Raw genomic sequence first — 18,139 nt, forward strand, 5'->3', positions numbered from 1 at the left:
CCCTTCGTCACAGCCTCGTCACAGCGTGATCGCCCCGGTCGCCAGCGATACGACGCCGGCGACGGCGCCGATGACGATGGCGCCGAACAGCACCGCCTCGGCGACGGTGAACACCCGCAGCTTCTTCTCCCGGCGCGCGACGATGTACAGCGCCGCGCCGGGCGCGTAGAGGATGCACGACAGCAGCAGGTGACCGAATCCGGCGGCGTAGACCAGGAATCCGGTGTAGACGGTCGCCACCAGCGCGACGGCCATATCGGTGCGCAGCGAGCGCCGGTCGTCGTACGTCTCCCGCGTGAGGGTGAGTTTGAGTGCGTAGGCGGCGGCCAACAGGTACGGGATGAGCGCCAGCGCCGCGGTCAGATCGAGCATGAAATCCAGGGCGTTCGAGACGAACAGCTTCAGGATGATCAGCAGCTGCACCAGACCGGTCGCCATGAACATGGCCGCGACCGGCGCGCCTTTGGCGTTGACCTTGGTCAGGAAGCGCGGCATGTCGTTGACCCTCGCGGGGATGTAGAGGATCTCGGCGGCCATCAGCGTCCAGGCGAGGTAGGCGCCCAGCACCGAGAGGACCACGCCGGCTTTGATGAAGACCGCACCCCACGGACCGACCAGGGACTCCAGCACCGACGCCATCGAGGGCTGAGCGGCGTCGGCCAACTGCTCGCGTGGCAACGCGCCGTAGGACACCAACGTGACGAGCGCGAAGACACCGAGTACGCCCAGAAAACCGATGACCGTGGCGCGTCCCACGTCGGACCGTTTCCTGGCGTATCGCGAGTAGACACTGGCGCCCTCGATGCCGAGGAACACGAACACCGTGATCAGCATCGTGCCCGTGGCCTGGTCGAAGACCGACGCGAACGTCGTGTCCGCGCTGCCCCAGAAGTTGTCGGCGAAGTAGCGACCTTCGAACAGCACGGTGGCCAGCACGATGAACACCAGGATCGGCACCACCTTGGCGATGGTGACGATCCGGTTGATGACGGCGGCCTCCTTGACGCCCCGCAGGATCAGCGCGTGGAAGGTCCACACCCCGATCGTGGACACGATGACCGCGAGCAGGGTGTCCCCGTCGCCGAGTTCCGGGAACAGCTCGCTGGCGGTCGCGGTGATCAAGACCCAGTACGACGTGTTGCCCGCGCACGCCGACGCCCAGAACCCGAATGCCGCGTTGAACCCGACGTAGTCCCCGAACCCGGCTTTGGCGTAGGCGTAGATACCCGCATCCAGCTGGGGTTTGCGCACGGCCAGGCGCTGGAACACGAAGGCCAGCATCAACATGCCGGTCCCGGCGATCGTCCAGGCGATGACGGCGCCGAAAACGCCCGTCTCGGTGCCGAACCGACGGGGCAACAGGAACACGCCGGCGCCGATCATCGATCCGACCACCATCGCGGTCAGGGTCGGCAGGCTGACCTTCTTCTGGTCCTGCCCCGGAGCGGCGTCGGTCTGCATTGCGGGCCGGGTGGCGTCGTGATCCGACGGGCGGTCCGGAGGTGATCCGGATACCACGCCGCGATCATGACAGATCGACGTTTGCGCGGACGGGTAATCGCGCGTTCGCCGGGCCGCGGCCGACGATCGCTCAGGAAGGATTTCGCCTTTGCTCAGCATCCGCACAGGGGCAGAACAGGAAATCGAACGGTTGATCGAGTAATTTCGCCGGGTGCCGCATCGGTCTGACCGGGTCGCGTCGCTCACCGGTCTGCGAGCGGTGGCGGCGCTGCTCGTCGTGGGCACCCACGCCGCATTCGCCACCGGCAGCCTGTCCCAGGGATTCGTCGGCGCCGTCTACGCGCGTCTCGAGGTCGGTGTCGCGATCTTCTTCGTGCTGTCCGGTTTCCTGCTGTTCCGGCCATGGGTCCGTGCCGCCGCCGAGGGGACGCCCACACCGTCGATCACTCGGTACGCACGGCGCCGGGCACGGCGGATCATGCCCGCCTACCTGGCCACCGTGCTGCTGGCGTACGTCGTCTTCGCGCTGTGGCCGGTCGAAGACACTCCCGGCCAGAGTTGGGCCGGGCTGGCGCGCCATCTCACGCTCACACAGATCTACACCGACGACTACCTGCTCGCGTATCTGCACCACGGCCTGTCGCAGACGTGGAGCCTGGCGGTGGAGGTGTCGTTCTACGCGGCCCTGCCCATGTCGGCGTACTTGCTGTTCGCGGTGTGGTGCCGCCGACAATGGCGTCCCGCGCGCCTGCTGGGCGGTCTCGCGGCGGTGGCCGCGGCCGGCCCGGTGTGGCTGACCGTGGCCCACACCACCGACTGGCTGCCGAACTCCGCCGCGATGTGGCTACCGGCTCATCTGCACTGGTTCGCCGGCGGCATGGCGTTGGCGATCCTGCAGTGCATGGGCGTCCGGTGCCGCGCCGCGGTGGCGGTACCGACGGCGGTGCTGCTCTTCCTGCTCGTCAGCACGCCGGTCGCGGGGGCCATCACGATGGGGCCGGTGCCGGTGTGGGCGCCGCTGATCAAGAGCCTGCTCTACGCGGCCGTCGCCACGCTGGTCGTCGCGCCGCTGGCCCTCGGCGACGGGGGTGAGTACCGGCGGGTGCTGTCGAGCAGACCGGCCGTGTGGCTGGGTGAGGTGTCGTACGAACTGTTCCTGGTGCACGTGCTCGTCATGGCCGTCCTCATCCACGCGCTGGACTGGCCGCTGTTCGCCGGTTCGCCGGCCGGATTGTTCGCCCTGACCCTGCTGTTCGCGGTCCCGTCCGCGTGGGCGTTGAACCGGCTGACCTGGCGGCCAATCGAAGATTCACCCGTTCGCCGATGTTTCACCGCGGCGGCGAGTGAGAATCCACTGGAGACCCAGCGGTACTGAACGTCGGAGGTCACCATGGTGCGCCCGTTCCTCGCCTCGATCGTCGTCGCGACAGCGGCCCTGGGCCTCGCACCTCCGGCGGCCGCCGACGAGGGCCCGCTGCTCGAGTTGCAACCGCAGTTCGCGTTCCTGACCACCGACCAGTTGCTCAGGGAGGGCTATTGGGCGTGCCGGGCGGCACGGAGCGGGATCGGCTCCTCGGACATCGTGCCGATGGTGCAGCAGCACCTGAAGTACACGGGCGCCTCCCTCGCGGTCGCGAACAAGATCGTGTCGACCGCGATCGTGCACCTCGATTGCTGACTACCGCTTCCTGACGGAGCTACTGGTTCAATCCGCTCCGCTTCTTGACGGAGCTTATGGTTCAATCCGCTTCGCTTCTTGACGGAGCTAATGGTTCAATCCGCTTCGCCTCTTGAACACCGTCCGGTGCCACTCCTTGTCGGCCACCCCGGTGATGTCGCTCATCACGTGCTTGATCGTGAGGTACTCCTCGAAGGAGTAGTCGCTCATGTCCTTGCCGAAGCCCGACGCACCGACTCCGCCGTGCGGCATCTCGCTGATGATCGGGATGTGGTCGTTGATCCACACGCAGCCGGCGGCGATCTCGCGGGACGCCCGCTGCGCGCGATAGACGTCGCGGGTCCACGCCGAGGCGGCCAGCCCGTACTCGGTGTCGTTGGCCTGCCGCAGCGCATCGTCGTCGTCGGTGAACGAACGCACCGTGAGCACCGGTCCGAAGATCTCGTCGCGGTAGACCTCGGAGCGCTCGTCGACGTCGGCGATCAACGTCGGCCGGTAGAACGATCCGGGCAGGTCGGGGATCGTCCCACCGGTGACCACGCGGCCGCCCTCGGCCGGGGCACGCGAGACCATGCCCGCCACCTTGTCGCGGTGGGCCGTCGAGATCAGTGGCCCGAGATCGGTGTCGGGGTCCTCGGGGTCGCCCACGACGACCCTGCCCATCACCTCGGCGACGCCTGCCACGAAGTCGTCGTAGAGGTCGCGCGCGACGATGGCCCTGGTCGCCGCCGTGCAGTCCTGGCCGGAGTTGATCAGCGAACCGGCGACCGCACCCTGGATCGCGGCGTCGAGATCGGCGTCGTCGAACACCACGAACGGGGCCTTGCCGCCGAGTTCGAGTTGCGTGCGGTGCCCGTGCACCGCCGCCGCCGACATCACCTTGCGGCCCACGACCGTCGACCCGGTGAACGTCACCAGGTCCACATCCGGGTGGCCCGCCAGCGCGGTGCCCACGTCGGCGCCCAGCCCCGTGACCACGTTCAGGACCCCGGGCGGCAGACCCGCCTCACCGGCCAGCCGGGCCAGCGTGAGCGTGGTCAGCGGCGTCAGCTCGCACGGTTTGATGACAACCGTGCACCCGGCTGCGAGCGCGGGCAGCACCTTCCACACCGCCATCTGCAGCGGATAGTTCCACGGGGTGATGGTCGCCACGACCCCGATGGCCTCGCGCCGGATGCTCGAAGTGTGGTCGCCCGAGTACTCGGCGGTCGCCTTGCCCTCGAGGTGCCGGGCCGCGCCGGCGAAGAAGTCGATGTTGTCGACGCTGCCGGGCACGTCGAACTCGCGGGCCAGCCGCACCGGCTTCCCGGTCTGGCTGACCTCCTCGGCGACCAGGGCGTCGGTGTGCTCGTCGGCCAGTTTCGCGAGCTTGGCCAGGACCGCAGAGCGCTCGGCCGGGGTCGCCGTGGCCCACCCCGGCAGGGCCGCGCGCGCCGCGGCGACCGCCACATCCACGTCGACGTTCGCCGCGCGGGCATATTCTGTGACGACCGCCCCGGTCGCGGGGTTGACGATCCGGAACGAACCGCCGCCGGTCTGCACCGGCGCGCCGTCGATCCAGCTGCCGGCCACGGAGTTCGACGCAAGCGTTGTCATGAGTCCAACGCTATCGGACCCACCTCACCTCTGCTACGCATCCCGCATACCGCCGCGGTTGAAACAAACGATTTCATAGATCTGGTTGCCGCAGACGACGAATTCCGTGCACAATGCCACATATGGCGAACCCCGAGGGCGAGCACGACATTCAGCCGGTGACGCTGCGCGTGAGCCAGTCGCGGCCCGGCACGTACTTCCAGCTCGACGAGTTGTCCAAGGCGATCATCGAAAAGCTCCAGCAGGACGGCAGGCGCTCGTACGCGGGCATCGGCAAGGCGGTGGGCCTGTCGGAGGCCGCGGTCCGTCAGCGCGTCCAGCGCATGGTCGATGCCGGCGTCATGCAGATCGTCGCGGTGACCGATCCGATGCAGCTCGGATTCGCCCGGCAGGCGATGATCGGCATCCGCTGCACCGGCGACACGACGAAGATCGCCGAGAAGCTGGCCGCCATCCCGTCGGTGGATTACGTGGTGCTCACCGCCGGCTCGTTCGACGCCATCGCCGAAGTGGTCTGCGAGGACGACGACGACCTCCTCGACCTTCTGAACACGAGGATCCGCGCGCTACCGGGAGTGGTATCCACGGAGACGTTGGTATATCTCAAACTGGTTAAGCAGCAATATAATTGGGGAACACGATGACGCAGTCCTATATCACCGAACCCGTCACGACCGAACTCGGAGCGAAAGCCAACCGCCACCTGTGGGGACATTTCGCCCGCCACGGCGAGGGCATCACCCCGCCGATCATCACCCGCGGCGAGGGTGTGCGGATCTGGGACGACAAGGGCCGCAGCTACATCGACGGGCTGTCGGGCCTGTTCGTCGTGCAGGTCGGCCACGGCCGCAGGGAACTCGCCGAAGCGGCGGCCAAACAGGCCGAGACGCTGTCGTTCTTCCCGCTCTGGTCCTACGCCACCCCGCCCGCGATCGAACTGGCCGAGCGCATCGCCAATTACGCGCCGGGCGATCTGAACCGTGTCTTCTTCACCACCGGTGGCGGCGAGGCGGTCGAGAGCGCGTGGAAGCTGGCCAAGCAGTACTTCAAGCTGACGGGCAAACCCGGTAAACACAAGGTGGTCTCGCGCGCGATCGCCTACCACGGCACTCCGCAGGGCGCGCTGGCCATCACCGGCATCCCGGCGTTCAAGGCGCCGTTCGAACCCCTGACCCCCGGCGGCTTCCGCGCGCCCAACACGAACTTCTACCGCGCGCCGGAACCGTACGCCCACGACGCCAAGGCGTTCGGGCAGTACTGCGCGGACCGCATCGCCGAGGCCATCGAGTTCGAGGGTCCCGACACCGTCGCCGCGGTGTTCCTCGAGCCGGTGCAGAATGCGGGCGGTTGTTTCCCGCCTCCCCCAGGCTATTTCGAGCGGGTCCGGGAGATCTGCGACGAATACGACGTGCTGCTGGTGTCCGACGAGGTGATCTGCGCCTATGGCCGCATCGGTTCGATGTTCGCCTGCGACGACTTCGGTTACGTGCCGGACATCATCACCAGCGCCAAGGGTCTGACGTCGGGCTACTCGCCGCTGGGCGCGATGATCGCCAGCGACCGGTTGTTCGAACCGTTCAACGACGGCAAGACCACCTTCGGCCACGGCTACACCTTCGGCGGGCATCCGGTGTCGGCGGCGGTCGCGCTGGCCAACCTCGACATCTTCGAGCGTGAGGGCCTCAACGACCACGTCAAGGAGAACGCCCCGGCGTTCCGGGCCACCCTGGAGAAGCTCTACGACCTGCCGATCGTGGGCGACGTCCGCGGCGAGGGCTTCTTCTACGGCATCGAACTGGTCAAGGACAAGGCCACCAAGGAGACGTTCGACGACGACGAGTCGGAGCGGTTGCTCCGCGGATTCCTGACCCCGGCGCTGTGGGAGGCGGGGCTGTACTGCCGCGCCGACGACCGCGGCGACCCAGTGGTCCAGCTGGCTCCCCCGCTGATCAGCGGGCAGGCCGAGTTCGACGCGATCTACGAGGTGCTGCACGGGGTGCTCAGCGAGGCGGCCCGCCGGCTCTGATCCGAACGCGACCGCGGGCTCGGCCCGCGGCGTAGCGTCGGCCGCGTGGCCTTCACGCGCAAGCCGCCGATCTCCCCCGTCCGCTGGCAGCCGCCGCCCATCGACGAGCTGCCACCGCTCCGCTCACCGGCGGTCACTGTCGTCCCCGTCCCGGGCCACGCGCCCGAGGACGTGGTCGTGGACGGACAGGGCCGGCTGTGGACCGGCGTCGACGACGGTCGCATCCTCCGTCTGCAACCCGACGGCGGCGAGCCGACGGTGGTCGCGAACACCGGCGGACGCCCGCTCGGCCTCGCCGTGGCCCGCGACGGACGGCTGCTGGTCTGCGACAGCCCGCGGGGGCTGCTCGCACTGGACACCGAGACAGGTCACCTCGAGCCGCTCGTCGAGAACGTCGGGGGCCGCCACCTGCAGTTCTGCTCGAATGTCACCGAAACATTGGACGGCACAATCTATTTCACCGAGTCGACGAGCGCGTTCACCTATACGCACTTCAAGGGCGCGGCGTTCGAGGCGCGCGGCCGGGGCGGGTTGTTCCGCCGCGATCCCGACGGCACGGTGACGACACTGGCCGACGGGCTGTACTTCACCAACGGCGTGACGGTGACGGCCGACGGATCGGCCCTGGTGTTCGCCGAAACCCTCGGCCGCCGGTTGTCGAAGTTCTGGCTGACCGGTCCGCAGGCCGGGACGGTCACGCCGCTCGTCGAGCATCTGCCCGGCTACCCCGACAACCTGTCGACCGGCGCCGACGGCCGGATCTGGGTCGCGATGGTCTCACCCCCGAACGCCGCCGCCGAGGGGTTGGCGCCACGCGCACCGGTGTTGCGCCGGCTGCTGTGGCTGCTGCCCGACCGGTTCGCCCCCCAGCTCGCCGCCGAGGTGTGGGCGGTGGCCTTCGACCCCGACAGCGGCGACGTGGTCGCCGGGCTGCGAACCACCCACCCCGACTTCGGGCAGGTGACCGGGCTCGTCGAGTCCGGCGGACGGCTGTGGATGGGGTGCATCGGGGCGTCGGCGCTGGCGCACGTCGCCCTCGACGACGTGGCGCTCTGACCCGGCCGCGAGTCACACAGACCACATCCGTCACAGCGAGCCTCCGGGCAAAGCGGCCGCCGATCACTTAATCTCCGCGGTGATGGCCGCCTCACGGAACCTCACGACGCGCGTCGCGGCGCTCGCCGCGGCGGTGTCGACGCTGATCGCGCCCGCGCTGGTCGCCGCGCCGGGTGCGGCCGCGCAGCCCGCCCCCCAGTCCACGACATGCCCGTACCGCGTGACGACGCCACCGGCCGTCGACGCCTCGGAGGTGCCCAAACCCGGGCAGGATCCGCCCGTCGCGCTGCCGGTGCCCGCCACCCCGCTCGGCGGTGAGGCGCTCAAGGGCTGCGGCATCATCACCGCGCAGGGCGCCCCGCCCGCGCCCGCCGACGTCTCCGCCGAGGCGTGGCTGGTCGCCGACATGGACACCGGCGACGTCATCGCCGCGCGCGACCCGCACGGCCGGCACCGCCCGGCCAGCGTGATCAAAGTGCTCACCGCGATCCAGTCGCTCAAGGAACTCAACCTCGCCAAGGCCGTACCGGGCACCGCCGAGGACGCCGCGGCCGAGGGCACCAGCGTCGGTGTGGACGTCGGCGGCCTCTACACCGTCAACGATCTGCTGCACGGGCTGCTGATGTACTCCGGCAACGACGCCGCCCACGCCCTGGCCCGCCAACTCGGCGGGATGGACACCGCCCTGCTCAAGCTCAACCAGCTGGCCGGAAAGCTCGGCGGCCGCGACACCCGCGTGGCCACCCCGTCGGGCCTCGACGGCCCCGGGATGAGCACGTCGGCCTACGACATCGCGCTGTTCTACCGATACGCCTGGCGCAACCCGACTTTCAGCGAGATCGTCGCCACCCGCACATACGACTTCCCCGGCCGGGACGGCAACCCGCCCTACCCGATCGAGAACGACGTCAAGCTGCTCTACAACTACCCCGGTGCCCTCGGCGGCAAGACCGGGTTCACCGACGACGCCGGACAGACCTTCGTCGGCGGGGCCGAACGCGACGGCCGCCGCCTCGTGGCGGTACTGCTGCGCGGCACTCGCCAGCCGATCGCCCCGTGGGAACAGGCCGCGCGACTGCTCGACTACGGCTTCGGCCTGCCGCAGGGCACCAAGGTGGGGTCGCTGATCGAACCGGATCCGTCGCTGGACCCCAGCCCGGAGACCGCCGAGACCGAGGCCGCCGCTCAGGCGGCGGCGGTGCTGCCCGCCGCGGACGCGATGCCCGTGCGGGTCGGGGTGGGCGTGATCGGCAGCATCATCGTGTTCGCGCTGATCATGGCCGCCCGCTCGCTCAACCGGCGTCCTCAGTACTGACGCTCACGCCCAGCGGCGCAGCAGCGCCCCGGCGTCCGCGCACAGGCGCGCGACCAGATCGGCGGCCGGTTCGGCGTCGGTCACCATGCCCACCCCCTGCCCCGCGTTGACCGAGGTCGGCCGGCCCGCGCCGTCGGTCAGCACCCGCTCGGGAAGGTGCTCCGGCCAGGGATAGCCGCTGTCGACGTCGAAGGTGCGGGTCAGCGTGGTCTGGCTGCCGTCGGCGGCCACCATGGCCGCCCGCGCGGCAGGCCGGGTCGTCGCCTCGGGACAGGCCGCGAAGAGGGTGCCGATCCACGCGGCCGCGGCACCCGCGGCGAGCACGGCCGCGAGGCCGCGCCCGGAGGCGATGCCGCCGGCCGCCAGCACGGGCACCTCGACCCGGTCGAGCACGTCGGTCAGCAACGCCAGCGTGCCGACCCGCGGCTCGCCGTGCCCGCCGCCCTCGGCGCCGCGCGCCACCAGCACGTCGACGCCGGCGTCGACCGCGCGCAGCGCCGCGTCGGTGGTGCCGATCTGGGTCACGGCGGCGGCGCCGGCCGCGTGGGCGCGCGCCACCCACGACCAGTCCTCGCCGAAGCTGACCGACAGCAGCGCCGGCCGGGCGGCCAGGGCCCGCTCGAGCAGGTCCGGCCGCGCCTCGGCGACCCAGTGCACGAGCCCGATGCCGAATGGACGGTCGAGCGTGCCCAACGCCTCCAACTCGGCGCCGAGCTGATCGGCGGTGGCCGCGCTGCCCATCCCGACCATGCCGAGGCCGCCCGCGCGCGACACCGCCGCGGCGAGCCGGCCACCGGCAGCGCCGCCCATGGGGGCGTTGACGATGGGCACGTCCACACCCATCGCCCGGCACCAGGGCGTCGACAGGGGCTCGGACGAGGACATCGGGTGCGACGCTACCGCTTTGCTACCGTGGACAGGTCACCAGTTGACACCGGACGAGCGGCACCGTACCCGGCCAGCGACAAGACGGCGCTTTCGGAGGTGTGCCGTGTCCTGGCTGATCTTGATCGTCTCAGGTGCATTCGAGGCGGTGTGGGCTGTCGCGTTGAGCAAGACGGAGGGTTTCACCCGTCCCGGCCCCATCGCGGTTTTCGCTGTGGCGGTGGTGATCTCGATGGGCGGCCTGGGTTACGCGCTGCGCGACATCCCGGTCGGAACGGGTTACGCCGTGTGGGTGGGCATCGGCGCGGCGCTCACGGTCGCCTACTCGCTGGCGACCGGTGAGGAGAGCGCCTCGCTGATCAAGGTGGCGCTGATGCTGGGCATCGTCGGATGCGTGGTCGGCCTGCAGCTGGTCAGCCAGGGCCACTAGCGCCGGCGTAGACGCGAGAAACCAACGGCGCCAAGAGCTCCCACCGCCGCGGCGGCGACGGCGCCGGGCACGCCGACGCCTTCGCGGACCTGCACGCGAGTGGTGATCTGGGCGGGGCTGGGTGGTTCCACCGGAGCGGCGAGCATGTTGTCGCGCGAGGTGGCCGCCCACGCGGTCGCCAACAGGATCAACCGCGAGGTGATGTAGGCGAACACCATCAAGCCCAGGACGGGTCCGAACGTCGCACCGGCCGGACCGCTGACCACCGACTGCAGATAGACCGAGCCGAGCTGTTTGAAGATCTCGAAGCCGACTGCCGCCAGCAGTCCGGCCCGCACCGAACTGCGGAAGCTGATGGACTCCCGCGGGAGCCGGGAGATGATCCAGGTGAACAGCAACCACGACACCCCGATCGACACCAGCAGCGAGGCGAGCCGCAGGCCGAAGCTCAGCCCGGGCAACTCGGGAATCTGCAGCCAGGCCAGTATCGCGCGCATGAGCTGCTTGTCTCCGAGCGCGGTGAGGCCGATCGTCACCACGAGCGCCGCGAACGTCGACAACAGGGCGAGCAGGTCGGAGAGCTTGGTGCGGATGAACCCGTCCTGCTCCCCGCGCTGCAGACCCCACATCTGACTCAGCGCCTCGCGTAGGTTGTTCATCCAGCCCAGTCCCGCCCACGCGGCGGTCGCGAGGCCGATCAGGCCGACGGACGTGCGTGAATCGATCGCCGAGTTCATCAGCTGGATCACCTGCTGGCCCATGTCCCCGGACACCGCGGTGCGGATCCGGTTTTCCAGGCTGGCGAGCAGTTCCGGCCGGTTGGCCAGCACGAAGCCGCAGACGGAGAAACCGACCATGATCAGCGGGAACAGCGCGAACACCGTGAAGTACGTGATGCCGGCCGCGTAGAAGTCGCCTTTGCTGTCCTGGTAACGCTGCTGGGCCCGCATGACGTGGTCGAACCAGCCGAATCGGGCCCGCAACCGGTCCAGCTTGCCGTATTCGGCCGGTTCGTCCACCCCAGCCTCCAGTCGCTACGCCCGCGCGGGCAGGAATCCCAACCGGTCGTATACCCGCTGAAGCGTCTTGGCAGTCACATCGCGGGCGCGTTCGGCACCCGCCGCCAGCACGGCCTCGAGTTCGGCCGGATCGGCCAGCAGTTCGTCGACCCGGTTCTTGATCGGGGTGACGAACTCGACCACCGCGTCCGCGGTGTCTTTCTTCAGGTCGCCGTACCCGCGGCCCTGATACGCCTCGACGAGCGCAGCGACGTCGGTGCCGGTGACCGCCGACTGGATCGTGAGCAGATTCGACACCCCGGCCTTGGCCTCGCGGTCGAAGCGGATCTCGCGCTCGCTGTCGGTGACCGCCGAGCGGATCTTCTTGGCCGTCTTCTTCGGGTCGTCGAGCAGCGTGATCAGACCCGCGTCGGTGCCTGCCGACTTGCTCATCTTCGCCGTCGGATCCTGCAGGTCGTAGATCTTGGCGGTGGCCTTGGGGATCATCGGTTCGGGGACGACGAAGGTGTCCGGGAACCGCGCGTTGAACCGCTGGGCGACGTCGCGGGCGAGTTCGAGGTGCTGACGCTGGTCCTCACCGACGGGCACCAGATCGGTGTCGTAGAGCAGCACGTCGGCGGCCATCAGCACGGGGTAGGTGAACAAGCCGACGGTGGTGGCGTCGGCCCCCTGCTTCTGCGACTTGTCCTTGAACTGGGTCATCCGCGATGCCTGCCCGAACCCGGTGAAACAGCCCAGCACCCACGCCAATTCGGTGTGGGAGGGCACATGGCTCTGCACGAAGACCGTGCTGCGCGCCGGGTCGATGCCCAGCGCCAGGTACTGCGCGGCGGTGACCAGCGTGCGGTGGCGCAGCGTCTCGGGATCCTGCGGCACCGTGATCGCGTGCAGGTCGACGACGCAGAAGTACGCGTCGTAGTCGTCCTGCAGGGCCGTCCAGTGCGTGACGGCCCCCAGCGCGTTGCCCAGGTGCAGCGAATCGGAGGTCGGCTGCACACCGGAGAAGACGACACGAGGCACGGCGGGCGGGGTCTCGACTGGGGAGTTCATGATGCCCCGATCTTTCCACGCGGGGTGATCACGAGTATTCGACGGTGACCGGCGCGTGGTCCGACCACCGCAGGGCGTAGGCGTCGGCGCGTTCGACCCGGGCGACGTGGGCCCGCGGCGCCAGCGACGGGCTGGCCAACTGGTAGTCGATGCGCCAGCCCGCGTCGTTGTCGAACGCCCGCCCACGCCAGGACCACCAGCTGTACGGTCCGGCGACGTCGGGGTACAGCGCCCTGACGACGTCGACCCATCCGGTGGCCAGCAGGTCGGTGAGCCACTGCCGTTCGGCGGGCAGGAACCCGGACTTCTTGAGGTTGCCCTTCCAGTTCTTGATGTCGTTCTCGGTGTGGGCGATGTTCCAGTCGCCGCACACCACCGCGTCGGTGCCGCGGATCTCCGCCATCCGCGCCGCGAGCGCGGCCATGAAGCGTTCCTTCTCCCACTGCCGGTCGGTCTCGGCCTCTCCGGTCTGGACGTACACGCTGGCGACCGTCAGCCCGCCGGTGTCGACCTCGAGGTAGCGGCCGTGGTCGCCGAATTCGTCGGACCCCATCCGGCGGTGCTCAGTGACGGCGTGCCGGGACAGCACCGCGACACCGTTGCGGCCCTTGAGGTGGGGACTGGCCGAGGCGAGGTGCCAGCCGTCGGCCAGCGCGGGAGCCAGCGCGTCGGCCAGTTGGTCGTCGTCGGCGCGGGTCTCCTGCAGGCACACCACGTCGGCGGTGGTCTCCTTCAGCCACGCCAGCAGCCCGAGGTTCTCGGCGGACCGTTGTCTGACCGCGGCCCGGATGCCGTTGACGTTGATGGTGCTGACTATCACGGCGCCAGACCCTAGCCCCGCGTGGCGACCGGCCACCTTGCGGTACCGGCGGTATCACCTTTAGTGTCGGGCAGCATGACCGAACGCGCACCGATCCACGTCGGATCCGGCGAACCCATCCTGCTGCTCCACCCGTTCATGATGTCGCAGAACGTGTGGAAGAAGGTGGCGCCGTCGATCGCCGACACCGGCCGCTACGAGGTCTACGCGCCGACCATGCCGGGCCACAACGGTGGGGTCAAAGGCCGGTTCTTCCTCGACACCGCGGAACTGGCCGACGACGTGGAACGCCGCATGGACGAACTGGGCTGGGAGACCGCCCACATCGTCGGGAACTCGCTGGGCGGCTGGGTCGCCTTCGAACTCGAGCGACGCGGCCGGGCCCGTTCGCTGATGGGCATCGCCCCGGCAGGCGGCTGGCACCGGTGGTCGCCTGCCAAGTACGAGATCGTGGCCAAGTTCGTGGCCGGCCTACCCGTGTACGTGGTCGCGAAGCTCCTCGGGGAGCGCGCGGCGCGGCTGCCGGGGGCCCGTCACCTGGCGTTCGTCGCGATCAGCGCCTACCCGGACGGGATCGACGACGACGATCTGCGCGACATCATCGACGACGTCACCCACTGCGCCGCCTACTACCAGCTGCTCGTCAAGGCGCTGCTGCTGCCCGGGCTGATGGAGCTCACCGAGACCGGCGTGCCGACCCAGCTCGTGGTGTGCGAGAAGGACCGGGTGCTGCCGCACCCCCGGTTCGTCAACCATTTCCGCAAACACCTGCCGGACGACACGAAGTTCAGCCACCTCGACGGCGTCGGGCACATCCCGATGTTCGAGGCGCCGGACCGCGTCGCGTCGCTGATCGTGGACTTCGTCGACAGCGTGGTCGGCCCGGCCGACGAGGACCGGGCCGTCGGCCGCTAGTCCTCCGTCACCGGTGCGACGGTCGCGGCCTCCAACGCCTCGTTGAGGGTCTTACTCGGCCGCATCACCGCGGTGGTCTTCTCCCGGTCGGGGTAGTAGTAGCCGCCGATGTCGACCGAGTTGCCCTGCGCCGCGTTGAGTTCGGTGACGATGGTCTCCTCGTTGTCGGCCAGCGACTTGGCCAGCGGCCCGAAGTGGTCGGCGAGTTCCTGGTCGTCGGTCTGGCCGGCGAGTTCCTGCGCCCAGTACAGCGCGAGGTAGAACTGGCTGCCCCGGTTGTCGAGCTCGCCGGTCTTGCGGGACGGGCCCTTGTCGTTCTCGAGCAGTTTGCCGATCGCCGAGTCGAGCGTCTTGCCCAGCAGGATGGCGCGCTTGTTGCCGGTCTTGGCGCCCATGTCCTCGAAACACGCACCGAGGGCGAGGAATTCACCGAGCGAATCCCACCGCAGATGGTTCTCCTCGACCAGCTGGTGGACGTGCTTGGGTGCCGAGCCGCCCGCCCCGGTCTCATAGAGCCCGCCGCCTGCCATCAACGGCACGATCGAGAGCATCTTGGCGCTGGTGCCGAGCTCGAGGATCGGGAACAGATCGGTCAGGTAGTCGCGCAGGATGTTGCCGGTGACGGCGATGGTGTCCTGCCCGCGGATCACCCGCTCGAGCGTGTACCGCATGGCCCACACCTGCGGCATGATCTGGATGTGGAGGCCCTCGGTGTCGTGGTCCTTGAGGTACTCCTTGACCTTCTTGCGCAGCTCGGCCTCGTGCGGACGCTCGGTGTCCAGCCAGAACAGCGCGGTCATCCCCGACGCCCGCGCCCGGGTGACCGCCAACTTCACCCAGTCCCGGATCGCCGCGTCCTTGACGATCGGCATGCGCCAGATGTCGCCGGTCTCGACGTTCTGCGTCAGCAGCACCTCACCGGTGTCGATGTCGACGATGTTCGCGACACCGTCGGTGGGGATCTCGAACGTCTTGTCGTGGCTGCCGTACTCCTCGGCCTTCTGCGCCATCAGCCCCACGTTCGGCACGGTGCCCATCGTCGTCGGGTCGAACTGCCCGTGGGTCTTACAGAAGTTGACCATCTCCTGGTAGATCCGGGAGAACGTCGACTCGGGGTTGACGGCCTTGGTGTCCTTGGTCCGGCCGTCGGCGCCGTACATCTTGCCGCCCAACCGGATCATCGCCGGCATCGACGCATCGACGATCACGTCGCTGGGTGAGTGGAAGTTCGTGATACCGCGGGCCGAATCGACCATGGCCAGCTCCGGCCGGTGCTCGTGGACGGCGTGGATGTCCTGGACGATCTCCTCGCGCTGCGAGGCGGGCAGCGTCGCGATCTTGTCGTAGAGGTCGGACATGCCGTTGTTGACGTTGACGCCGAGTTCGTCGAGCACCTTCTGGTGCTTGGCGAAGGCCTCCTTGTAGAACACCTTGACCGCGTGGCCGAACACGATCGGGTGGCTGACCTTCATCATGGTGGCCTTGACGTGCAGCGAGAACATCACGCCGGTCTTGTAGGCGTCCTCGATCTGCTCCTCGAAGAACTCGCAGAGCGCCTTCTTGCTCATGTACATGCTGTCGATGACGTCGCCCGCGTCGAGCTTGACCTCTGGCTTGAGGACGATGGTCTCGCCGCTTTTCGTCTCGAGCACCATCTTGACCTTGCGGTCCTTGTCGACGGTCATCGACTTCTCGCCGTGGTAGAAGTCGCCGTGCTTCATGGTCGCGACGTGGGTGCGCGACGCCTGGCTCCACTCCCCCATGCTGTGCGGATGCTTACGGGCGTACTCCTTGACCGCCTTGGGTGCCCGGCGGTCCGAGTTGCCTTCGCGCAGAACAGGATTGACCGCGCTACCGAGGCAGTTGGCGTAGCGCTGCCGGATCTCCTTCTCCTCGTCGGTCTTCGGGTCCCCGGGGTAGTCGGGCAGGTCGTAGCCCTTGGACTTGAGCTCCTTGATCGCGGCGAGCAGCTGCGGCACCGAAGCGCTGATGTTCGGGAGCTTGATGATGTTGGTGTCGGGGTCCTGGGTGAGCTTGCCGAGTTCACCGAGGTTGTCCGGGACGCGCTGCTCGTCGGTCAGGCGCTCGGGGAACTCGGCCAGGATGCGCGCCGCCACGGAGATGTCGCTCGTCTTCACCGCGATGCCCGCCGGCTCGGCGAACGTCCGCACGATCGGCAGGAACCCGTATGTCGCCAGCAACGGCGCCTCGTCGGTCAGCGTGTAGATGATGGTCGGCTGCTCGGCGCTCATGTGGTGTTCTCCCGGCGTCAGATCGAAGCTCCGCATTGTCGGATACGACGCTACCCGGCAGGCACCCGCGCAGAAACGGCTCCCTGCAGATCGAGCGCACCGCGGGATCACTGGTGGCAGGGGCGGCGGGCGGTGAGATAAGCTTCCTGGCGGTCATGAGTGCCAGCGTCAAGCCCCGGCTTGCTGGCCGGCAACCCTCCAACCGCGGTGGGGTGCCCCGGGTGATGACCAGGTTGGGTAGCCGTGACGGCTACGCGGCAAGCGCGGGTCCGTACCGACGGGCCCCCAGACACAGAGGGAGGTCCGTTTCGCATGAGCACGCCAGAAGACCTGATCGCCAGGTGGTCGTTCGAGACCAAACAGGTCCACGCCGGCCAGACGCCTGACGCGGCGACCAATGCCCGCGCGCTGCCGATCTACCAGACCACGTCCTACACGTTCCGCGACACCGACCACGCCGCGGCGCTGTTCGGGCTGGCCGAGACCGGAAACATCTACACCCGGATCATGAATCCGACCACCGACGTCGTCGAGCAGCGGATCGCCGCGCTCGAAGGCGGTGTGGCGGCGCTGTTCCTGTCCTCCGGGCAGGCCGCGGAGACCTTCGCGATCCTCAACCTGGCCGGCGCGGGCGATCACATCGTGTCCAGCCCGCGGCTCTACGGCGGCACGTACAACCTGTTCCACTACACGCTGCCCAAACTCGGCATCGAGGTCACCTTCGTGGAGAGCCCCGACGACCTCGAGTCGTGGCGGGCCGCGGTGCGCCCCAACACCAAGGCGTTCTTCGGCGAGACGATCTCCAATCCGCAGATCGACATCCTCGACATCCCTTCGGTCGCGGGTGTGGCCCACGACAACGGTGTCCCGCTGATCGTCGACAACACCATCGCCACGCCGTACCTGATCCAGCCGCTGTCCCACGGGGCGGACATCGTCGTGCACTCGGCCACCAAGTACCTCGGCGGACACGGCAACGCGATCGCCGGGGTGATCGTCGACGGCGGCACGTTCGACTGGACCAACGGCAAGTTCCCCGGCTTCACCGACCCCGACCCGAGCTACCACGGCGTGGTGTTCGCCGACCTCGGCGCGCCCGCGTACGCGCTCAAGGCGCGGGTCCAGTTGCTGCGCGACCTCGGCAGCGCCGCCGCGCCCTTCAACGCGTTCCTGATCGCCCAGGGCCTGGAGACGTTGAGCCTGCGAGTCGAGCGCCACGTGGCCAATGCGCAACGCGTCGCCGAGTATCTGGCCGGCCATGACGACGTGCTGTCGGTCAACTACGCCGGACTGCCGAGCTCGCCGTGGTACGAGCTCGGAAAGAAGTTGGCGCCGAAGGGAACCGGCGCCGTGCTGGCCTTCGAGCTGGCCGGCGGCGTCGATGCGGGCAAGGCGTTCGTCAACGCGCTGACGCTGCACAGCCATGTCGCGAACATCGGTGACGTGCGCTCGCTGGTGATCCACCCGGCGTCGACCACGCACGCGCAGCTGAGCCCCGAGGAGCAGTTGGCCAGCGGCGTCACCCCCGGCCTGGTGCGGCTGGCCGTCGGCATCGAGGGCATCGACGACATCCTGGCCGACCTCGAGCAGGGCTTCGCCGCCGCCAAGGCGATCAGCTGAGTTCCGAAGAGACAGC

General features: G+C 68.8%; 16 protein-coding genes and 2 riboswitches. Of the genes, 9 read left to right on the forward strand and 7 right to left on the reverse strand.

The window, feature by feature from the left end; translation table 11 throughout:
• Positions 1–18 precede the first annotated feature (18 nt).
• Entirely contained in the window at positions 19–1,461 is a 1,443-nt protein-coding gene (locus AU196_RS07640; protein ID WP_059094505.1) for a basic amino acid/polyamine antiporter, read from the reverse strand.
• 211 nt (positions 1,462–1,672) lie between these two features.
• Here AU196_RS07640 and AU196_RS07645 point away from each other — a divergent pair, with 211 nt between their 5' ends.
• Together AU196_RS07645 and AU196_RS07650 are read left to right on the forward strand one after the other, a co-directional pair.
• Complete coding sequence (locus AU196_RS07645; protein WP_059094506.1) at positions 1,673–2,836, forward strand: acyltransferase family protein; 1,164 nt, start codon at positions 1,673–1,675, stop codon at positions 2,834–2,836.
• Positions 2,837–2,851: 15 nt separating this feature from the next.
• On the forward strand, positions 2,852–3,139 hold the full coding sequence (locus tag AU196_RS07650) for a DUF732 domain-containing protein (RefSeq protein WP_059094507.1): 288 nt from the start codon (positions 2,852–2,854) through the stop codon (positions 3,137–3,139).
• 87 nt (positions 3,140–3,226) lie between these two features.
• On the opposite strand, the gene AU196_RS07655 is transcribed toward AU196_RS07650, so the two are convergent.
• Positions 3,227–4,735, reverse strand: coding sequence for a gamma-aminobutyraldehyde dehydrogenase (locus tag AU196_RS07655; protein WP_059094508.1), 1,509 nt, complete (start codon positions 4,733–4,735; stop codon positions 3,227–3,229).
• A gap of 122 nt (positions 4,736–4,857) precedes the next feature.
• Between AU196_RS07655 and AU196_RS07660 the strand changes: the two genes are divergently transcribed.
• The 4 genes from AU196_RS07660 to AU196_RS07675 all read left to right on the forward strand — a co-directional run bounded on the left by AU196_RS07660 (position 4,858) and on the right by AU196_RS07675 (position 9,132).
• Positions 4,858–5,379, forward strand: coding sequence for an Lrp/AsnC family transcriptional regulator (locus AU196_RS07660; RefSeq protein ID WP_059094509.1), 522 nt, complete (start codon positions 4,858–4,860; stop codon positions 5,377–5,379).
• Positions 5,376–6,761, forward strand: coding sequence for an aspartate aminotransferase family protein (locus AU196_RS07665; RefSeq protein WP_059094510.1), 1,386 nt, complete (start codon positions 5,376–5,378; stop codon positions 6,759–6,761). Before AU196_RS07660 ends, AU196_RS07665 begins: the two co-directional genes overlap by 4 nt.
• A 45-nt stretch (positions 6,762–6,806) precedes the next feature.
• A complete protein-coding gene (locus AU196_RS07670; RefSeq protein ID WP_059094511.1) occupies positions 6,807–7,817 on the forward strand; it encodes an SMP-30/gluconolactonase/LRE family protein in 1,011 nt (336 codons plus the stop codon).
• An 82-nt stretch (positions 7,818–7,899) separates the two neighbouring features.
• A complete protein-coding gene (locus tag AU196_RS07675) occupies positions 7,900–9,132 on the forward strand; it encodes a D-alanyl-D-alanine carboxypeptidase family protein (protein ID WP_059094512.1) in 1,233 nt (410 codons plus the stop codon).
• 3 nt (positions 9,133–9,135) lie between these two features.
• On the opposite strand, the gene AU196_RS07680 is transcribed toward AU196_RS07675, so the two are convergent.
• Positions 9,136–9,975, reverse strand: coding sequence for an NAD(P)H-dependent flavin oxidoreductase (locus AU196_RS07680; RefSeq protein ID WP_059094513.1), 840 nt, complete (start codon positions 9,973–9,975; stop codon positions 9,136–9,138).
• A 72-nt stretch (positions 9,976–10,047) separates the two neighbouring features.
• A riboswitch (guanidine-III (ykkC-III) riboswitch) is annotated at positions 10,048–10,111 on the forward strand.
• A gap of 12 nt (positions 10,112–10,123) precedes the next feature.
• On the opposite strand from AU196_RS07680, the gene AU196_RS07685 reads away from it, so the two are divergent.
• Positions 10,124–10,447 carry a DMT family transporter gene (locus tag AU196_RS07685; RefSeq protein WP_059094514.1) on the forward strand — a complete coding sequence of 108 codons (324 nt, stop codon included), beginning with the start codon at positions 10,124–10,126 and terminating at the stop codon, positions 10,445–10,447.
• Here the strand turns inward: AU196_RS07685 and yhjD are convergent.
• The 3 genes from yhjD to AU196_RS07700 are packed head-to-tail and all read right to left on the reverse strand — an operon-like array spanning position 10,444 to position 13,336.
• Complete coding sequence (gene yhjD / locus AU196_RS07690; protein WP_059094515.1) at positions 10,444–11,466, reverse strand: inner membrane protein YhjD; 1,023 nt, start codon at positions 11,464–11,466, stop codon at positions 10,444–10,446. The genes AU196_RS07685 and yhjD overlap by 4 nt on opposite strands.
• Before the next feature lie 15 nt (positions 11,467–11,481).
• The gene (gene trpS, locus AU196_RS07695) at positions 11,482–12,516 is read right to left on the reverse strand and encodes a tryptophan--tRNA ligase (RefSeq protein ID WP_059094516.1); all 1,035 of its coding nucleotides are present in this window, start codon (positions 12,514–12,516) and stop codon (positions 11,482–11,484) included.
• A 28-nt stretch (positions 12,517–12,544) separates the two neighbouring features.
• Complete coding sequence (locus AU196_RS07700) at positions 12,545–13,336, reverse strand: exodeoxyribonuclease III (RefSeq protein WP_059094517.1); 792 nt, start codon at positions 13,334–13,336, stop codon at positions 12,545–12,547.
• A 75-nt stretch (positions 13,337–13,411) separates the two neighbouring features.
• Here AU196_RS07700 and ephH point away from each other — a divergent pair, with 75 nt between their 5' ends.
• Positions 13,412–14,251, forward strand: a complete 840-nt coding sequence (ephH, locus tag AU196_RS07705) for an epoxide hydrolase EphH (RefSeq protein ID WP_059094518.1) — start codon at positions 13,412–13,414, stop codon at positions 14,249–14,251.
• Here ephH and AU196_RS07710 read toward each other — a convergent pair.
• Positions 14,248–16,503 carry an NADP-dependent isocitrate dehydrogenase gene (locus tag AU196_RS07710; RefSeq protein WP_059094519.1) on the reverse strand — a complete coding sequence of 752 codons (2,256 nt, stop codon included), beginning with the start codon at positions 16,501–16,503 and terminating at the stop codon, positions 14,248–14,250. The two genes, ephH and AU196_RS07710, sit on opposite strands and share 4 nt — an antisense overlap.
• 151 nt (positions 16,504–16,654) lie before the next feature.
• Positions 16,655–16,773: riboswitch (SAM riboswitch) on the forward strand.
• Between the two features lie 42 nt (positions 16,774–16,815).
• Between AU196_RS07710 and AU196_RS07715 the strand changes: the two genes are divergently transcribed.
• Positions 16,816–18,123, forward strand: coding sequence for a bifunctional o-acetylhomoserine/o-acetylserine sulfhydrylase (locus AU196_RS07715; RefSeq protein ID WP_059094520.1), 1,308 nt, complete (start codon positions 16,816–16,818; stop codon positions 18,121–18,123).
• Positions 18,124–18,139 lie beyond the last annotated feature (16 nt).

Origin of the sequence: Mycobacterium sp. IS-1742 (genome assembly GCF_001500125.1) — a bacterium.
In the GTDB taxonomy this organism is placed as follows: Bacteria; Actinomycetota; Actinomycetes; order Mycobacteriales; family Mycobacteriaceae; genus Mycobacterium.